The organism is Enterocloster bolteae, from assembly GCF_002234575.2.
Taxonomy (GTDB): Bacteria; Bacillota; Clostridia; order Lachnospirales; family Lachnospiraceae; genus Enterocloster; species Enterocloster bolteae.
Genome location: NZ_CP022464.2, coordinates 1,734,739 through 1,753,184 on the forward strand (window position 1 = coordinate 1,734,739; position 18,446 = coordinate 1,753,184).

Genomic DNA, 18,446 nt, shown 5'->3' on the forward strand with positions numbered 1-18,446 from the left:
TATAAGATGCTCAGGCTGTGTCTTCCTGAATACTACCCCTGAGCTTATCCACTGCGTCCATAAACCGTTTATTATCATGAAACTGTTTATAATACCCATCATCCAGCAGACTCTTCAGGAACAATTCACGCATTTCCTTTGTGGCGGCAGGATGTTCCCCGTCTATCTTTACCGCAGGAGAGAACAGGATGGGATTGGGCTTCTGGACAGTGCCGGTGATGGCGTCCACAAACTGAATCATGCTGTCCAACGCCTGCTGGTCTTGTCCGGCCCGCTGGTAAGCCTGGGCAAAGAAGCCGGGACTCATGCCGTTTCCAACGCCCAGCAGCTCCTCCAGCTGGCGGTAAATAACGCACAGTTCCAGTGTCCTTGCGGTGTCTGGGGTCATTTCCGGGTTCATCATCTGAATCAGGAAGTTTTGTACCTGGCGTGTCAGCACATACAGGCGTTTCTGTATGACCTCCAATGCCTGGGAAGCTTCTCCTTTTTTCAGGTACAGCATGGCCCAGATAGAGGTGGAGTCAGTGGTGTGCTGGGGCAGTTCCTTTAAAAGGCTCTCTGCCTTCTCCAGCTCGCCTTCCGAAATGGCGATGGAGGCCAGGTGGGATACTGCCGCCTGCCAGCAGGCAGCGGCGCCGCTTGCCCGCACGTCCTCTAAAAGCTGTTTCTTCTGTTTCGTCCAGCCATTCCTAATCTCTTGGGGCTGGGCGGGAAACAGCATCGCGAACAGGTCAAACAGGGTAACTGCCCTGGACTTTAAGGGGATACTTGAGGGATAGGTATGCAGAAGTGACTGTACCATGCCGTCCGCAGCTTCATACCCATGGTTTCTGGCTGTCTCAACGATTTCGTTCAGCCGGGCGTCAATCTGTTCTTCTGTAAGAGTTTCCTCAAACTGCAGCAGGGTATCCACATTGGTTTCCAGAGCGCGGGCCAGAGGGCATAAAAGTGAAATGTCCGGGCAGGAGGCGCCTGTCTCCCATTTGCTGACAGCAGGAGGCGATACGCCCAGGGAAAGGGCCAGCTGCTCCTGCGTCATGGATTTGGCTCTGCGCAGTGACGCAATGCGCGGACCTAGTTTTATATCCATCTTATAATCTCTCCTTCGCTAAAACATATTTGTCCGGCCGGATATGGTTAGTATAAACCATAGAACGGCGCTGCACAATGGAGGCGCCGTTAAACAGCGGGAGGATTTTCTTAACTGATGGTTAAGTATGGAAGCATGAACCTGTCTATAACTGGGACAGAAGCCGGTTATCCTCCGCGGCCTTCCTGAAAAATTCCAAAAACAGACTGGTGGACAGTTTAAACCGGGTATCCTTACGGAAAATGGTATAGAGCTGCCGCTTCAGTCCCGGATGATCCAGAAGGGGAACCTGCTTTAAAAGGCCCAGCTCCAGTTCCTGGCGCACCGCATACTCAGACATGATGGAAATTCCCTGGTGGTTGCGTATCCCGCGTTTGATGGCCTCGATGTTGCCGGCCACATAAAGCCTGGAAGGTTCTAAGGAAAGGCGGCCCTCCTTTTCCAGATAATTCACCAGGGACGTATTGGGATTGGATATCAGCAAGGTTTCTTCCGTGATTTCTTTAAAGAGAATCCCCCTTTTTTCCGCCCACGGGTGCTGGGGATGGACTACCAGCACAAGGGGGTCCTCCATCAGCGGCTCGCAGCAAAGCACGTCCGTGCCCACCGAGGCGGGCTGGGAGATAATGCCCAGGGAGAAATTTCCCCCAATCACATCTGATATGGCGCTGCGGGTGTACTGGATGTGGTTGATCACTGTTATGTAGGGATAGGACTGGCGGAACAGGTAAATCAGCGAGGGTATGATGTAGGTTCCGGGCGTGCTGGAGGAGGTGATCCGTATCTCGCTTTCCTCCATCAGCCTGGTCTGCAACAGGTGTTCCGACGCAGACTTCCAGGTATTCACCATCTGCCTGGCATAGGGCAGGAAAATCTCTCCCTCTCTGGTCAGCTCCACACGCCGGCCGCAGCGTTTGAACAGGCCGCATTCCAGGGCTGTTTCCAGTCGCTTGATGCGCATGGAGACCGCTGCCTGGGTACAGAACAGGCTTTCTGCCGCTTTTGTGAAATTCTTATGCTTCTCCACCTCCAGAAAACTCTCCAAGGATTCCAAATCCATGTGTGTTTCCTCCAATCCATAAACATTATTAATTGTATTTTAGCGGAAACAGAGGAAAAAGTATAGGATTTTTAATGAGAAATCAAAGGGAAAAAGCCAACTATAAAGAAGTCTTATGGGAGGCGGGACTAAAATGGTAACTATAACGTTCTGTTATGACAGGATATAAGGATTATTGATTGGATCTGACCAGGGATTAAGACTACAATGGTAACATCAAAGCAATACAAAATCAAACAGAGTACCGGAGACGGTACAAAAAGGAGAGTGGGTATTTTGAGCAGCGTACCGGCAAAGGTAAAAAAACAGAAAAGCCCTTTTGAAATGCGCATGGCGTATTTCGGGCTACCGGCAGCGTTGGTGGCACTGACGCTGATTTGGACCATGAGGACTCCCGCGGGACTGTCCTATTCAGGCAAGATGGCCATGGGCATCTTTGCGTTTGCACTGATTCTGTGGGTGAGCAACGGGATTCCAAACTATGTAACTTCACTGATTGTGATTTTTCTGCTTCCGGCAGCAGGGGCCTGGACAGAAAAAGCCACCCTGGGCGTGTTTGGCTATGAAGTAATCTGGCTGATGATAGCAGCCTTTGTCATTGCTTCGGGCATGGAAAAGAGCGGACTTGCAAAACGTCTGGCATTGTTTCTGGTCACGCGGTTTGGAAAGAGCGTCAACACAGTGCTGATTGTGCTGATGGTAACCAATTTCCTCATTGCCTTTGTGGTGCCGTCCACAACAGCCAGGGCTGTGATGCTTCTTCCCATTGTCATGATGATTATGGAGGTCTTTGAGGTGGGAAACACTACGCCCCAAGACCGGAATTTTGGAAAGCTTATGGCATTGCAGGGGATACAGGCCAACAACCTTTCCACCGGAGCCATTGTGACGGCTACATCCTCCCAGATTCTGGCTATCAGCTTTATCAAGGACCTGACAGGTACGGAGATTTCCTGGATGAAGTGGTTCATTGCCTCTGCTCCGGTTGCCATTATCACACTGGCAGCCAGCTTCCTTATCGGAAAAATGCTCTTTAAGACGGGAAACCGTTCTGCTTCCGCGGAGAAGATGACGGCCCTGGAGGAAGAGTACAAGGGACTGGGAAAAATGAACGGAGTGGAAGTGCGGGCCCTGATTATCTTTCTTATCACCATCTTTTTGTGGGCAACAGACGAGTACCATGGAGCCATGTTTGGTTTCGACATATCCCTGGTTGTGGTAGCCATTGTGTCGGCAGCCATCTTCCTCATGCCCCATGTAGGGATATTGACCTGGAAGGAAGCAAAGATACCCTGGGATCTGATGATTTTCAGCTGCGGCGCTTATGCGGGAGGGCTGGCCCTGGACGATACAGGCGTGGCTACCTGGGTCTTAAACAGCGTGTTTGACAAGCTGGGAGTGGAGCATATGAGCTTCATGGTTCTTTACGCGGTAATTATTTTTATTGCAAGCTTCTCCCACTTTGTGTTCACCAGCAAGACGGTTCGTACCATCATTCTGATTCCCACCATTATATCCATTGCGCAGGTGGCGGGATTCAATCCTGTGGCCCTGGCCCTGCCGGCGTCCTTCATGATATGCGATACCATCACGCTTCCGCCTCACAGCAAGGTGAACCTGACATATTACAGCACAGGAAAATTCACGGTCCTGGAGGAAATGACATACGGTGTCCTGACCCTGCTGGCAAAATGGGGCATTATGGTGGCGGCGTCATTTACCTGGTTTAAAATGATAGGGATTATGTAGGAGGTCAATATGAAGGGAAAAGGATATATTACGTTTATGGTGGCAGCAGCACTCAGCATGGGCCTTGCGGTCACTGCCATGGCGGAGGAATCAGGCAGTGGGGAACCGGGCGGTGCGCAGCTGGGAACCATGATAGAGATGGCGGACAGGTTGGCGCCGGAGGGGGAGGATGCAGCTGTTATCTCCCATATAAAAGGCGTGACCGACAGCCAGGGACGTCTGGCAGTACCAATGTACCAGGATGCAGAGCTGGTGTCTGTCCAGGAAGGGGCAGGTACCCTTAAGGGTGAACCGAAGGAGCAGCATTCAGGCATGACATCTTATCTGGTAGCGGATTTTGATGAGGCGGATTTTCCGGTGGAACTTACCCTGAACTGGCACCAGGAAGGGACTTACAAGATGAAGGCGGCCAAGACAAGCGGCACAGCCCCGGGCAATCTGAAGGCAGTTACATATTCCATGGTAAACACGGCACCGGTGTCAATCGGTTCCTACAGCCTGGAACTGGCGGTGCCAGAGGGATATGAACTGGCGGGAATCGTTGGATACGACCCCGAGGAGGAGTATGGCATATTTACGGACCAGGGCGTAAAGTACGGCGCCTATGTGTTTGGGGAGGTTCCCGTTGGCCGGGAATGTGAGATGACGGTGAATATAAAGAAAGCAGGAGGCAATCTGGCGCTGTCCATGTGGGGAGCCACGATTCTGATTTCAGCTTATTTCCTGTATAAAAATAAGGGGATGCTGAAGGAGGCAAAGGAACTGGCTGCGAAAAAGAAGATGGGAGGCAACTCATAATGAGAAAGAAACAGGGATTATTAATCATCATGGACGGCCTGGGAGACAGACCGGATCCGGTGCTGGGGGGAATGACGCCGCTTGAGAGCGCCTCCACCCCTAATATGGAGCGTCTGCTTCAAATGGGTATGTGCGGAAATGTATACCCCATTGCGCCGGGGATTCCCGTGGGCACGGATGTGGGCCATCTGCAGATATTCGGCTATGACAGCAGCAGGGTGTATAGAGGCAGGGGACCCTTAGAGGCCAGCAGTGGTGGGCTGGAGCTGATGGACGGGGACGTGGCGTTCAGAGGAAATTTTGCAACTGTTACAGAGGATATGGCGGTGGTGGACCGCAGGGCCGGGCGAATCAGCCAGGGTACGGAGTTTCTGGCACAGGCCGTAAACGGCATGGTGCTGTCTGACGGGACCCGGGTGCTGGCAAAAGAACTGACGGAGCACCGGATTGCAGTGGTTCTCAGAGGAGAGGGATTAAGCGATGCTATCAGCTGTACGGACCCCGGTACCACGGAGGAGGGGAAGAAGGTATCGGGCCCCAGGGCTTTGGACGGCAGTGAGAAGGCGCAGAAGACAGCAGATGCCCTGTGGGAATTCACAAAAAAAGCATACGGCATCTTAAAGGAGCATCCCATTAATAAGGAGAGGATCCAAAAGGGGCTTAAGCCGGCCAATATCATCCTGACCAGGGGAGCCGGACAGAAGACGGAGATGGTTTCCCTGAAGGACAGGTACAAAATCAGGGCCGCCTGTGTGGCAGGAGATAAAACAGTGGGAGGTATTGCCCGGCTGGCAGGTATGGATTACTATATCAGGGACAGCTTTACAGGAAGCTTTGACACGGACCTTATGGGAAAGGCCAGGCTGGCGGCAGAGCTTCTAAAGGAAAAGAAATACGACTGGGTGGTGCTCCATATCAAGGGCACGGATCTGGCGGGCCACGATAACCGTCCGGATAAGAAGAAGGAGATTGTGGAACAGACAGACCAAATGCTGGGCTATCTTCTTAATGAGCTGGATTTGGAACAATGCTATATTTCCTTTACGGCAGACCATTCCACACCCTGTAAGGTGGGGGATCACAGCGGGGATGGCGTCCCCACCTTTATTGCCGGCGGCGATGTCAGGCGGGATAAGGTGGATATGGCCGGGGAACGCTACTTCATGGAGGGAGCCCTGGAGGGGCTGACAGCCAACGATATATTCCGGCTCCAGATGAACTACATGGGATTCATGGAAAAGGTGGGATCCTGATAACAAAACTGTGATAGAAAGAAGGCCTGAGGCGGCGAAACTGCTGCTTCAGGTCTTGAGGTTTGTGTAGGTTCAGGTCTTGGGTTTGCCAACTTGACACGGGTCGGGAATCATGGTACGATAAAACATATTCTTTTGTAGGATAAGACGGTAGAGCAATCTGCCGTTTTTTACATTTGGTACGTCGGAAAAGCCCCCGCCTTCATGACAAGGGGCAGGAGCTTTTAGACGTGCCGGAGTGCTTTGGGAAACATCTGCCCGCTTTTTATCAATCCACTTTTGCTTTGTCCAGCGCCGTGTTGATGGCATTCAGGAGGGCAGTGGAGGTATAGCGGGAGGTGCTGGGATATGTAAGGTTCTCCGTGGACTGATTGCTTATAATCTGGCTGGCCAGATCATCCAGGGTGGGCTGCATCAGCGGGTACATGGTGGTGACAGCCTCGCTTAAGGGAACCAGGTCAATGGAGGTGATGCGGTTCTTATCCACAGTTACCTTTACATTCACATCTTCGCTGCCAAGGGTCAGTGCCGCGCTGTATACGCCCGGCAGGTAGCCGGCAGGTTCAGCGGAAACGGAAACGTTGTCCTTCCCAGGCCGGAACATGATGAAACAGAGGGTAATTAAAAGGATGGCAAGGCCTACGAAGATTGCGGTGTAGATGATTTCCTTCATCCTTAGTACCACAATTTTGGTTTTAGAGCTCATAGTCAGGACCTCTAAGATAGTTTGTTAAAGCTTATGTTGCAGGGCGGGGAAATATGAGAAGTTTTCGTTGTCCCGTCTGCTGGAAGGAGAGAGAAAAGTGGCGTTGCAGTTTATATTGGGAGGAGCAGGCTCAGGAAAGACCAGAATGCTCTATGACCGGGTCATAAAGGAGTCCATGGAGCATCCGGAACAAAAGTACCTGGTTGTGGTGCCGGAGCAGTTTACCATGCAGACACAGAAGGAAATCATCCGTCTCCATCCCAGACACGGGATTATGAATATAGATATCCTCAGCTTTAAGCGTCTGGCTTACCGGGTATTCGAGGACCTGGGGGTCAGAATCCCGGTTGTGCTGGATGATATGGGAAAATCCATGGTGCTGCGCAAGGTGGCCGGGTTAAAGAGAGGAAAGCTGTCCCTCTACAGTGGGCATCTGGAGCAGACCGGCTTCATCGGCCAGCTTAAGTCACAGATCTCGGAGCTGTACCAGTACGGTATCACACCGGATATGCTGAGGGACGTGCGGGGGGAGGCGGATTCTCCTCTTCTGGCCCAGAAGCTTGAGGACCTGGAGGTAATTTACAGCGGTTTCAGGGAGTATATAGAGAGCCACTATATCACGGCTGAGGAGATTCTGGACATCCTGTGCAGGGAGCTTCCAAAGTGGGAACCCCTCAAAGACAGCATCATTCTTCTGGACGGATATACCGGCTTTACTCCGGTCCAGTACAGGCTGGTGGAGCTGTTCCTGATGCACGCCAGGGAGGTGGTATGTACGGTTACCATTGATTCCAGGGAAAACGCCTACAAGGAGAGCAGTATCCAGCATCTGTTTTATATGAGCCGTCATACGGTGTGCCGCGTGGCCTCCATGGCAAAGCAGCATGGAATCCCGAAGAAGGAGGACATAATCTGCAGCCGGCGTCCGGCCTGGAGATATGATGAGAGCCCGGAACTGGATTTTCTGGAACAGAACCTGTACCGGTACTCCGGCAGGACCTGGGAGGGAAAGGAAGAGCGCATCCAGGTGTACAAGGGACGCAACCCGGCAGGGGAGGCTGCCTACGTGTGCAGCAGGATTGAGCAGATGATAAAGGAGGAAGGGATGCGTTACCGGGATGCCGCCGTCATTACCGGGGACCTTCCATCCTATGGACGGGAGCTGGCCCACCAGTTTGATGAGGCCGGGATTCCCTATTTCCTGGATGATAAGAAGAGTATTCTGGAAAATCCCATGGTGGAGCTGATACGGGCAGCGTTAGAGATGGTGAAGGATTTCTCTTATGAGAGCGCGTTCCGGTATCTGAAAACAGGACTGGTGTATGATAAGGCTGGGAGTACAGAGGAGAGAGCGGCGGCAGATACAGCGGCAGATACGTCCGGGGATGCAGGGGAGGCAGATGCTGGGAGCGGATTCAACGGTTCCAGGGAACATGCAGAGCAGATGACGGACCGGCTGGAAAATTATGTGCGGGCCCTGGGCATCCGGGGGTGGAAGCGCTGGGATTCCTGTTGGGAACGGCAGTACAGAGGCGGTGAAAAGCTGAACCTGAAGGAGCTGAACCAATACCGCATGTGGATACTGGAGCCTCTGCGGCCTCTGCGGGAGGCATTTAAGGCAGAGGGAGCCACCATTGCCTCTGTGACGGCAGCTCTTCGCCAGTTCCTGGAGCATATGGAGCTGAGGGAAAAGCTGGAGGAGTACAGGGATTTCTTTCTGGAGCGAAAAGAGCCGGGGGATGAGAACCTGGCCAGGGAATACGGCCAGGTCTATGACCGCGTACTGGAACTGTTTGAGCGGCTGGAAGGGCTTTTGGGCGCGGAAAAAGCGGATATGAAGAACTATATCCAGATTCTGGACGCCGGTTTCCAGGAAATCCAGGTGGGTGTGATTCCGGCCACGGTTGACCAGGTTATGGTGGGTGATATCACCCGAAGCCGTCTGGAAGCAGTGAAGGTACTGTTTTTCGTAGGAGTAAACGAGGGAACGGTGCCCCAGAGAAAGAACGGGGGAAGCCTTTTATCGGACCGTGACAGGGCGGCTCTCAGGAAAATGGATATAGAGCTGGCTCCCACGGTAAAGGAGGATGGCTGCATCCAGAAATTTTATCTGTATCTTATGATGTCAAAGCCCTCCCGACAGCTGGTGCTCACCTATGCCGGACTTACGCCGGACGGCAAGAGCCAGAGACCCTCCAATCTTATGGGAGAAGTGGGAAAGCTGTTTCCCGGAATGAAAACCCTGGACGAGCATTCCGTGGAATGGCCGGTGCGGACCGGGAGGGATGCCAGGGAGCTGCTTATACAGGGGCTTCGGGGAATGCAGGAACAGGGGGAGGATGACAGGGAGCGGGAGGACGCTGCCTTTATGCAGCTCTTCCAGCATTTTTATACATCGCAGGAGCACCGGGATAAGGTGAGGCAGCTGGTGGACGCTGCTTTTTATTCCTATGAGGAAAGGGGAATCGGACGGGCAGCTGCCAGAGCCCTTTACGGCAGGGAACTGCAGGGCAGCGTAACCCGGCTGGAGCAGTTCGCCTCCTGTGCCTACGCCCATTTCCTGCGGTATGGTCTGGAACTGATGGAGCGGCAGGAGTACGAGCTGGAGGCAGTGGACATGGGCAACCTGTTCCACCAGTCCATCGACAGATGCTTTGCCTCCATGAAGGACAGAGGGCAGGATTGGCGGGAGCTGACCGAAGAGGGGAGAAAGAGCCTTGTAAAGGAATGCGTGACCCAGGTAACGGAGGAATACGGCAACACAATCATGTCCAGCTCAGCCCGCAACGCGTATCTGGCAGGCAGGGTGGAACGGATTACGGACCGCACCATATGGGCTCTGGCAGAGCAGGTGAAAAAGGGGGACTTTGAGCCGGTGGGATTCGAGGTGTCCTTTTCAGCCATTGATAACCTGAAGGCCATGCGCATCGGTCTGTCAGAGGATGAAGAGCTGCAGCTTCGCGGACGTATTGACCGCATGGACCTGTGCAGGGATGAGGACCATGTCTATGTAAAGATTATTGACTATAAGTCAGGAACCACATCCTTTGACCTGGCTGCCCTGTTTTATGGATTGCAGCTTCAGCTGGTGGTCTATATGGATGCGGCGGTGGAGATGGAGGAGAGGAGACATCCGGACAAGGAGGTGGTTCCTGCCGGTATCTTCTACTACCACATAGGTGACCCGATAGCGGATAAGCAGGAAGGAATGGATGAAAGGGATATCGAAAAACAGATATTAAAGCAGCTCAGGATGAACGGTCTGGTAAACAGTGAACTGGATATTATCCGGCATCTGGACCGGGAGATAGAGAAGGAATCCGATGTGATACCCGTAGCGATTAAGGATGGCTATGTCCAGGAAAGCCGCTCGTCCGTGGCCAGCACCAGACGTTTTCAGGATCTGCGCCGGTTTGTGAACCGGAGGCTCAGGGAAGCGGGGCAGGATATACTGATGGGAAATGTGGACTTAAAGCCTTACAAACAGGGAAACAGGACAGCCTGCGACTATTGCCCCTACCATGCAGTGTGCGGGTTCGATACCAAGACAGCAGGCTATGGATACCGCAAGCTCAAGGGACTTAAGCCTGAGGAAATCTGGGCGGAATTGGAATCTGAAGGAGACGAGGAAACAGATGGCAGTGAATTGGACCAGTAAACAGCAAGAGGTTATAGACAGCAGAAACAGGAACCTTCTGGTGTCCGCGGCAGCGGGCAGCGGTAAGACGGCCGTGCTGGTGGAACGTATCATCCAGATGATAAGCGAAGGAGACCGCCCACTGGATATTGACCAGCTGCTGGTAATGACGTTTACCAATGCAGCTGCGGCTGAGATGCGGGAGAGGATAGGCGCCGCAGTGGAGCAGAAGCTGAAGGAACGTCCTGAGGATGAGCATCTGTGGCTCCAGGCAGCCCTGATCCCCCAGGCCCAGATTACCACCATTGACAGCTTCTGCCTGAATATCATCCGCAGCCATTATAACAGCCTGGACATAGATCCGGCCTTCCGTATCGGGGATGAGGGGGAGCTGTCCCTTCTGCGGGGGGACTGCATGGGGGAAATGCTGGAAAACTGTTACGATGAGGCGGATGAGGAGTTTGGAAGGTTCGTGGAGCATTTCGGACGGGGAAAGTCAGACAGGGGAATTGAGGATGTGATTCTCCAGGCATGGCAGTTTTCCCAGAGCCATCCATGGCCGCAGGAATGGCTTGCAGCCTGTCAGAAGGAGCTGGAGGAGGAAAGCATCGGGGAAATGGAGGAAAGCCCCTGGATGGTGTTCCTGATGGAGGATGTGGCCAGACAGATGGCAGAGCTTTCCGGGCAGCTGGGGGAAGCCCTTAATGTGTGCCTGGAGGAAAACGGCCCCCTGGCATACGAGCCCATGCTCATAAGCGACAGAAGTAAAATCGAGGCCATAGGAAGGGCCGCTTCCACAGGCAGCTTTGAAGCCCTGTATAACAGCCTGCAGAACATGAGCTTCGACCGGCTGGCATCCATCCGGAGCAAGGATATTGACGGTGATAAGAAGGCATTTGTAAGCGCATGCAGGGACCGGATCAAGAAGGCCGTGGCAAAATGCAGGGAGCTCTACGGCCAGCAGAGTCCGCAGGAAGTCGTGGAAAGCATGAGAGGGACCAGAAGGGTCATCCGGGAGCTCTTAAGGCTTACAGGCATGTTCGACCAGGCATACAGGGATGCCAAGCGGGAGCGGAACGTGCTGGATTTTAATGATTTGGAGCATCTGGCGCTGGAGGTTCTGTATGTGCGGGAGGAAACCGGAAACGGGGAAGAAAGGGTTTCCCGTCATCCGTCCCAGGTGGCAGACGAGCTCAGCCGGCAGTATGAGGAGATATTGGTGGACGAATACCAGGACAGCAATTATGTCCAGGAAGCATTGATCACCAGCATTTCCAGGGAGCGGTTCGGTTATCCCAACGTATTTATGGTGGGGGATGTGAAGCAGAGCATATACAGGTTCCGTCTGGCCAGGCCGGAGCTTTTTATGGATAAATATGAAAAATATTCCAGGCAGGGCGGACCGTACCAAATGATTGAATTACAGCAGAACTTCCGGAGCAGGGAGTCTGTGCTGACCAGTGTCAATGATGTGTTTTATCAAATCATGACAAAGAATCTGGGAGGAATCACATACACGCCTGAGACAGCCCTTTATCCCGGAGCGGTATTTGAGGAAGTGAACAGGAAAACGGTTTGTGGCCCGGGACTGGAAGAGGGGGAGTCTGACACGCAGGAATCCGGCCCTGTTTCCTTCCTTGCAGGAACGCCTACGGAGCTTCTCATGGTGGATACGGGTGCGGAAGCACTGAAGCAGCTGGATGAAGACTCCCTTGATTATACGGCAAAAGAGCTGGAAGCCAGACTGATTGCCGGAAGGATACGCCAGCTGGTAAGCCAAGGCCAGGGGATTTTGGTGTGGGACAAATCCAGGGGAGCTTACCGCAGGGCCCGTTACGGCGACGTGGTTATCCTGCTCAGAAGCATGACGGGATGGTCGGAGGTATTTGTAAATGTGCTGATGAATGAAGGCATCCCGGCTTTTGCCCAGACCAGGACAGGATATTTCAACACGGTTGAGGTGGAGACGGTTCTCAGCCTTCTGTCTGTTGTTGATAATCCCATGCAGGATATTCCGCTGGCAGCCGTTATGCGCTCGCCCATTGTGGGGATGGATGATGAGGAGATGGCCTGGATGATGGCCGCCTACAAGCGGAATTCCCAAAAGGGCCAGGACCGGGGCGTATACGGGGCATGGAGGCTCTGGCTGGAGGAAGGGCCGGTGCCGGAGGAAGAACTGGAGCAGGAGGAAGGACTGAGGCCGGGAGAAGGGCCGGGGCCGGAGGAAGAACCGGAGCAGGAGGAAGGTCTGGGGCCGGGAAAAGGGCCGGGGCCGGAGGAAAATCCTGACAGGGAAGAAGGTTTAATCACAGTGGGATTATGCAGCATACCGGCAGAGGCAGCCCATTCCATTTCCCTTAAATCCCTTAAGCTGTCACTCCTTATGGAACGGCTGCGGGGGGAGGCAAGGCATCTGCCTATCCATGAGCTGCTGTACCGGGTATACAAGGAGAGCGGATATTACGACTATGTATCCGCCATGCCGGCCGGGGAGACGAGACGGGCCAACCTGGACATGCTGGTGGAAAAGGCAGCTGCCTATGAATCCACCAGCTACAAGGGTCTGTTTCATTTTGTAAGGTACATTGAAAAACTGAAGAAATTTGATACGGATTTCGGTGAGGCCAGCGTGGCCGGTGAGCAGGACAATACGGTGCGCATCATGAGTATTCACAAGAGCAAAGGTCTGGAATTCCCAGTGGTATTTCTGGCTGGCCTGGGAAAGCGGTTTAACAAGCAGGATGCGTACGGACAGATTCTTCTGGATGCGGATTTAGGGGCTGCGGCAGATTTCCTGGACCTGGAGCTGCGGGTCAAGGCGCCGACTCTTAAAAAGCAGGCATTGAAGCGCCGGCTGGAGCTGGAAACAATGGGGGAGGAGCTCAGGGTCCTTTATGTGGCCATGACCAGGGCCAAGGAAAAGCTGATTATGACAGCCGCGGATAAGTCACTGGAGAATAAGCTGGGAAAATGGAAGGACATTCCCCTGTCCCAGGGCCAGCTGCCCTATACCATACTGGCTTCAGCCAATTCCTGCCTGGACTGGCTCCTTATGGCCCAGCCCGCTATTCCTGCCGCCCACATGGAAATGCGTCAGATTCAGGTAAAAGATCTGATTGGCGAGGAAATTACCCGGCAAATCATACGGAAGATGAAAAAGGAAGACCTTCTGAACCTGGATGGGGAGAGGGTGTATGATGCAGCATTTGGAACACATCTCAGAAAAGTCCTGGAATATGAATACCCTTATGAATCAGATACCGGACTGTACGCTATGGTGTCTGTATCCGAGCTCAAAAAACAGAGCCAGATAGGACGGGCAGAGGATGCCATTGGCACGGACCGTGACAATCTGGAGGGGGCAGCCCTTGGTGAGCTGACGGCGCTGAGGGGAAAACAGGATGTGGCAGGCTCCGGATTCAGGGAATCAGGAGAACAGAATAAACCATCTTCATCCGGCCCAAACCGCGGAGCTCTGCGGGGAACCGCATACCACGCGGTTCTGGAGCATATCCGGTTCCATGAGATACACAGCCTGTCAGAGGTAAAGCCGGTGGTGGATGAGCTTCTGGAGAACGGATTTCTGGACCAGGAAGCCCGTGACTTTATTAATCCCAATGTCATATGGAATTTCCTGTCCAGTTCCTTGGGGACGCGTATGGCGAAAGCACAGGCAGAGGGACGCATCCATAAGGAGCAGCAGTTTATCATAGGCATACCTGCCAGGGAAATGGGCCTTGGTGATTCCGACGAGCTGGTACTTATCCAGGGAATCATCGACGCCTATCTGGAGGAAGAGGACGGACTGGTCCTTATTGACTATAAAACAGACCATGTGCCGGAGGGAAGTCCGGAACAAGGGGAAAAGATGCTGGCAGAGCGCTACAGAGTCCAGCTGGACTATTATGAGCGCGCATTGACCCAGCTGACTGAGAAACATGTAAAAGAGCGCATTATTTATTCCCTTGCGCTTCAGATGAGTATAAACGTATGAAAGAAGGAATAAGGATGAATCAGAAAAGAGAAATAAGAACCGTATCCCTCATTGGACTGGGAGCCATTGGCTGTTTCCTGGCCAGTCATCTGGGGCCTCTGATGGGAGATAATCTGCGTGTGATTGCAGGGGGCAGCCGCCGTGAACGTCTGGAACAGGAAGGCGTCATGGTCAATGGGGTCCGCCACCATTTCAACATCGTATCCCCGGAGGAAACCTGCGGTCAGGATTATCCGGATTTAGCTATTATCATCACCAAGTTTCCTGCCCTGTCCCAGGCTTTGGAGGACATGAGAAACCAGATTGGGCCGGATACCCTTATCATGGCCCCGTTAAACGGGGTGGAGGCAGAGGAAAAGGTGGCAGCGGTATTTGGATGGGATAATCTGCTGTATTCCCTGGCAAAGGTAAGCGTGGTCATGAAGGACGGGTGCGCCTCCTTTAATCCAAAGGTTGCCCGGATTGAAATGGGGGAGAAGCACAATGAGACAGTGTCCCCCAGGGTACAGGCTGTGAAGGAGCTGTTTGAGGGGGCGGGCATACGTACCGTTGTTCCGGAGGATATGGAGCGGGCCATCTGGTATAAATACATGTGCAATGTCAGTGAGAACCAGAGCGCCGCTGTCCTGGGCATCCCCTTTGGGGCCTGGAGTGTCAGCGCAGATGCCAATTTTATCCGTGAGAAGCTGATGAGGGAGGTCATAGCCATTGCGCAAAAGAAAGGAATCGACCTCTCGGAAAAGGATATGGAAAAACAGGCCAGCGTGCTTAAGGACGTGCCTCCTAAAAATAAACCGTCCACCCTCCAGGACATTGAGGCAGGCCGCAAGACCGAGGTGGAAATGTTCGGAGGCACCATCATCCGTATGGGCCGTGAGCTGGGAGTGCCTACGCCTTATAATGAAATGTTCTACCATGGAATTAAGGTGCTGGAGCAGAAGAATGAGGGGTTGTTTTAAGAAAAATACGGTGTCACCTGCGCTGGGGAGAGGCAGATGGAAATAAGAAAAGACGGATGACCATTCCCACGGTCCATCCGTCTTTCCTTATTTCCTGCCTATATAGCCACAGGAATCTTCCCGCTAAAGGTGTGATACTGATAATGTTCCAGCCGGAAGCTGTCAGTGGTGAACTGATAGAAATTCTGGATGGAAGTGTCCATGGACAGGGTTGGACCTGGGTAAGGCTCCCGTTTCAGCAACTCCTCCACCATGGGTATATGCCGGTCGTAGATATGGGCGTCTGCAATAACATGGACCAATTCACCGGGTTTCAGGCCGCTTACCTGCGCCAGCATGTGGAGCAGGACCGCATACTGGCATACGTTCCAGCTGTTGGCTGTCAGCATATCCTGGGAGCGCTGGTTTAAGATACCGTTCAGGGTATTACCGGAGACATTGAAGGTCATGCTGTAGGCGCAGGGATAGAGGTTCATTTCGCATAGATCATGGTGGTTGTAGATATTGGACATGATCCGGCGGCTTAAGGGATTGTGCTTCAGGTCATACAGGATGCGGTCTACCTGGTCAAAATCCCCTTCCTTATAATGGTGCTTTACACCCAGCTGGTAGCCGTAGGCCTTGCCTATGCTGCCGTTCTCATCTGCCCATGAATCCCAGATGTGGCTGTTCAGGTCATGGATGTTGTTGGATTTTTTCTGCCATATCCACAGAAGCTCGTCCACTGCCGACTTAAAGGCAGTGCGCCGCAGGGTGATGACGGGAAATTCCCTGGTAAGATCGTAGCGGTTCACGATGCCAAAGCGCTTGATGGTGTGGGCCGGGGTGCCGTCCTCCCATACCGGACGCACGTCATAGTCTGTATCCCAGACGCCGTGTTCTAATATATCGTTGCAGTTTTGTATGAATATCTGGTCTGCGTAGCTCATGTTCATTGTCCTCCATTTTAAATATGGAATCATTATAACAGAGGACACCTTTTCTTTCAAAGGGTTTCATGATATAATCGGTCAAGACCGGTGAACGGGACAGGGATAAACAGATACCTGGAAGAAAATGGGAGGTATTCACATATGAATCTGATTGTTGCAGTGGATGAGAAATGGGGAATAGGTAAGGACGGCGGTCTCCTTGCGCATCTCCCGGAGGATATGAAGTATTTCAGAGAGACCACCAGTGGCAGGACCGTGGTCATGGGACGCAGGACCCTGGAGAGCTTTCCCGGTGGAAAGCCCCTGAAGAACCGCGTAAATATGGTTTTGTCCAGAAATGAATCGTATTCTCCTGAGGGTGTGCAGGTGTACCACAGGGCGGAGGATGTGCTGGAGGCATTAAAGGACTGTAATGAGGATGATGTGTTCATCATCGGCGGGGGCATGATATACAGGGAGTTTCTTCCCTACTGCAATAAGGCATATGTGACCTACATCCACAGGACCTTTGAGGTGGACACGGATTTTGAAAATCTGGATCAGGATGAAAACTGGAAACTGGAGTCGGTAAGCGATGGCAGGGAGCATGAGGGCATTTCCTTTGAATTCAGAATATACAGAAGGGTAAGGTGAGGGGATATTGAATCTTTGCGTGACAGCGGACAGGCATTGGGCCATCGGCAAGGACGGCAGGCCACTGGTGACGATTCCGGCCGACCGGCAGATGTTTCTTAAGGAGACGGCCGGCAAGGTGGTGGTCATGGGGCGCAGGACCCTGGAGGGACTGCCGGGAGGACAGCCCTTTGGAAACCGGGTAAATATTGTCCTGACCCATGATATGCAGTATAAGGTAAAGGGCGCAGTGGTCTGCCACAGCCTGGAGGAGGCGCTTAAGGCGCTTAAGGATTACGATGAAGGTGATATCTATATCATAGGAGGGGAGAGCGTTTACCGGCAGTTCCTTCCCTATTGCACAACGGCCCATGTGACCAGTATTGATTATACCTATGACGGGGATGCATACTTTCCTGATTTGGAAGAGGAAGAGGGATGGTATCTGGCGGAAGAGGGGGACGAACAGACCTATTTTGACCTCTGTTATACCTTCCGGAGGTTCCGGAGAAAAAAGTAATAAAAAAATTGTTCAACACGCTGAAAAAAAGAAAATAATTTTTGAAAAAATTTAAAAACCGGTTGTAACATGAAGCAGAAAATGTTAATATAAAGCTTGTGCGAGGGTAAATTCTCACAAGCTTCTTAAAAAACAGGAGAACGGGGGAATATATAGTGAAACAGGATGGAACATTATTTACACTTGAAAATGATGAGCTTCTAGTTACTGTTGCCCGCCGCGGTGCAGAACTTACCAGGATTTATGACAAGAAAGCGGACCGCGAAGTGCTTTGGTGCGCTGAACCGTCTGTGTGGAACAGACACGCCCCTGTGCTTTTTCCGTTTGTGGGAAAATGTTATGAGGGAGCGTATGTCCATGATGGGAAAGAATACGGCATGACGCCCCACGGCTTTGCAAGGGATATGGATTTTGAACCTCTTCTCTGTGATATGGACGAATGCTGGTTCCGTTTGAAGGACACGCCGGAGACATATGAAAAGTATCCGTTCCATTTCGAGGTGGAGATTGGTCACAGGCTGGAAGGCAGAACCATCGAGGTTATGTGGAAGGTTGCCAATACGGATTCAGGCGAGATGCTGTTTATGATGGGCGGACATCCTGCTTTTCAGGTGCCGGAAGGGAAAAACATATACGATTTCACCTTTGAGTTTAACCGGAGAGGGTGCAGGGAGGGACGGTTTACGGATTGTCTCCATTATCTTGCGCCTAATGCGAACGGCTATGAGAAGGAAGAACTTCAGGGAAATTTGAAGCTGTCAGAGGGCCGGGTGCCGCTGACAAAAGGATTTTTCGATACAGCTCTTACATATATGTTTGATGAAGCACAGGTCAGCAGCGTGAGCCTGATGGTGGATGGAAGCCCCTATGTGACGTTGGAATGCAGCGATTTCCCATATTTGGGAATATGGACAATGGAGGCCACCCATCCCTTTGTATGTCTGGAACCATGGTACGGTATCTGCGCATCAGATGGATATAAGGGGGAATTGAAGGACAGAAGGGGAATCATATCGTTGCCCGGATGGGAAAACTGGCAGAAGAGCTACCAGATCCGGGTGGAATAACAATGAATGTCACGTCCGGATGCGCGGCGAAATCCAGCTGAGGACGCGAGTATATATTACTAGGAGGAG

13 protein-coding genes are annotated in these 18,446 nt (G+C 52.5%); 9 read left to right on the plus strand and 4 right to left on the minus strand.

Annotation, left to right across the window (positions count from 1 at the left end; all coding sequences use genetic code 11):
* Positions 1-10 precede the first annotated feature (10 nt).
* Positions 11-1,090, minus strand: coding sequence for a helix-turn-helix domain-containing protein (locus CGC65_RS08305; RefSeq protein ID WP_002569865.1), 1,080 nt, complete (start codon positions 1,088-1,090; stop codon positions 11-13).
* Between the two features lie 145 nt (positions 1,091-1,235).
* On the minus strand, positions 1,236-2,150 hold the full coding sequence (locus CGC65_RS08310) for a LysR family transcriptional regulator (protein ID WP_002569864.1): 915 nt from the start codon (positions 2,148-2,150) through the stop codon (positions 1,236-1,238).
* 267 nt (positions 2,151-2,417) lie between these two features.
* Between CGC65_RS08310 and CGC65_RS08315 the strand changes: the two genes are divergently transcribed.
* Genes CGC65_RS08315 through apgM form a run of 3 tightly spaced genes read left to right on the plus strand, consistent with a single transcriptional unit; the run spans position 2,418 to position 5,950 of the window.
* Entirely contained in the window at positions 2,418-3,899 is a 1,482-nt protein-coding gene (locus CGC65_RS08315; protein WP_227160505.1) for an SLC13 family permease, read from the plus strand.
* A gap of 9 nt (positions 3,900-3,908) precedes the next feature.
* Entirely contained in the window at positions 3,909-4,697 is a 789-nt protein-coding gene (locus CGC65_RS08320; RefSeq protein ID WP_002569862.1) for a hypothetical protein, read from the plus strand.
* Positions 4,697-5,950 carry a 2,3-bisphosphoglycerate-independent phosphoglycerate mutase gene (gene apgM / locus CGC65_RS08325; protein ID WP_002569861.1) on the plus strand — a complete coding sequence of 418 codons (1,254 nt, stop codon included), beginning with the start codon at positions 4,697-4,699 and terminating at the stop codon, positions 5,948-5,950. The genes CGC65_RS08320 and apgM overlap by 1 nt, the downstream gene beginning before the upstream one ends.
* A gap of 268 nt (positions 5,951-6,218) precedes the next feature.
* Here apgM and CGC65_RS08330 read toward each other — a convergent pair whose 3' ends face one another.
* Complete coding sequence (locus CGC65_RS08330; protein ID WP_002569860.1) at positions 6,219-6,656, minus strand: FMN-binding protein; 438 nt, start codon at positions 6,654-6,656, stop codon at positions 6,219-6,221.
* 97 nt (positions 6,657-6,753) lie between these two features.
* Between CGC65_RS08330 and CGC65_RS08335 the strand changes: the two genes are divergently transcribed.
* Genes CGC65_RS08335 through CGC65_RS08345 form a run of 3 tightly spaced genes read left to right on the plus strand, consistent with a single transcriptional unit; the run spans position 6,754 to position 15,246 of the window.
* Positions 6,754-10,314, plus strand: coding sequence for a PD-(D/E)XK nuclease family protein (locus CGC65_RS08335; protein WP_002569859.1), 3,561 nt, complete (start codon positions 6,754-6,756; stop codon positions 10,312-10,314).
* The gene (locus CGC65_RS08340; protein WP_002569858.1) at positions 10,292-14,287 is read left to right on the plus strand and encodes a UvrD-helicase domain-containing protein; all 3,996 of its coding nucleotides are present in this window, start codon (positions 10,292-10,294) and stop codon (positions 14,285-14,287) included. Before CGC65_RS08335 ends, CGC65_RS08340 begins: the two co-directional genes overlap by 23 nt.
* A 14-nt stretch (positions 14,288-14,301) precedes the next feature.
* Positions 14,302-15,246: a ketopantoate reductase family protein gene (locus tag CGC65_RS08345; RefSeq protein ID WP_002569857.1), complete on the plus strand. Its 945-nt coding sequence runs from the start codon at positions 14,302-14,304 to the stop codon at positions 15,244-15,246.
* A 98-nt stretch (positions 15,247-15,344) separates the two neighbouring features.
* Here the strand turns inward: CGC65_RS08345 and thyA are convergent, their stop codons facing one another.
* Positions 15,345-16,175, minus strand: coding sequence for a thymidylate synthase (gene thyA, locus CGC65_RS08350; RefSeq protein ID WP_002569856.1), 831 nt, complete (start codon positions 16,173-16,175; stop codon positions 15,345-15,347).
* A 144-nt stretch (positions 16,176-16,319) separates the two neighbouring features.
* Between thyA and CGC65_RS08355 the strand changes: the two genes are divergently transcribed.
* From CGC65_RS08355 to CGC65_RS08365, 3 genes are all read left to right on the plus strand, one after another.
* Positions 16,320-16,811 carry a dihydrofolate reductase gene (locus CGC65_RS08355; RefSeq protein WP_002569855.1) on the plus strand — a complete coding sequence of 164 codons (492 nt, stop codon included), beginning with the start codon at positions 16,320-16,322 and terminating at the stop codon, positions 16,809-16,811.
* 7 nt (positions 16,812-16,818) lie between these two features.
* Positions 16,819-17,310, plus strand: coding sequence for a dihydrofolate reductase (locus CGC65_RS08360; RefSeq protein WP_002569854.1), 492 nt, complete (start codon positions 16,819-16,821; stop codon positions 17,308-17,310).
* A 155-nt stretch (positions 17,311-17,465) separates the two neighbouring features.
* The gene (locus tag CGC65_RS08365) at positions 17,466-18,377 is read left to right on the plus strand and encodes an aldose 1-epimerase family protein (RefSeq protein ID WP_002569853.1); all 912 of its coding nucleotides are present in this window, start codon (positions 17,466-17,468) and stop codon (positions 18,375-18,377) included.
* The last annotated feature ends 69 nt before the right edge of the window (positions 18,378-18,446 follow it).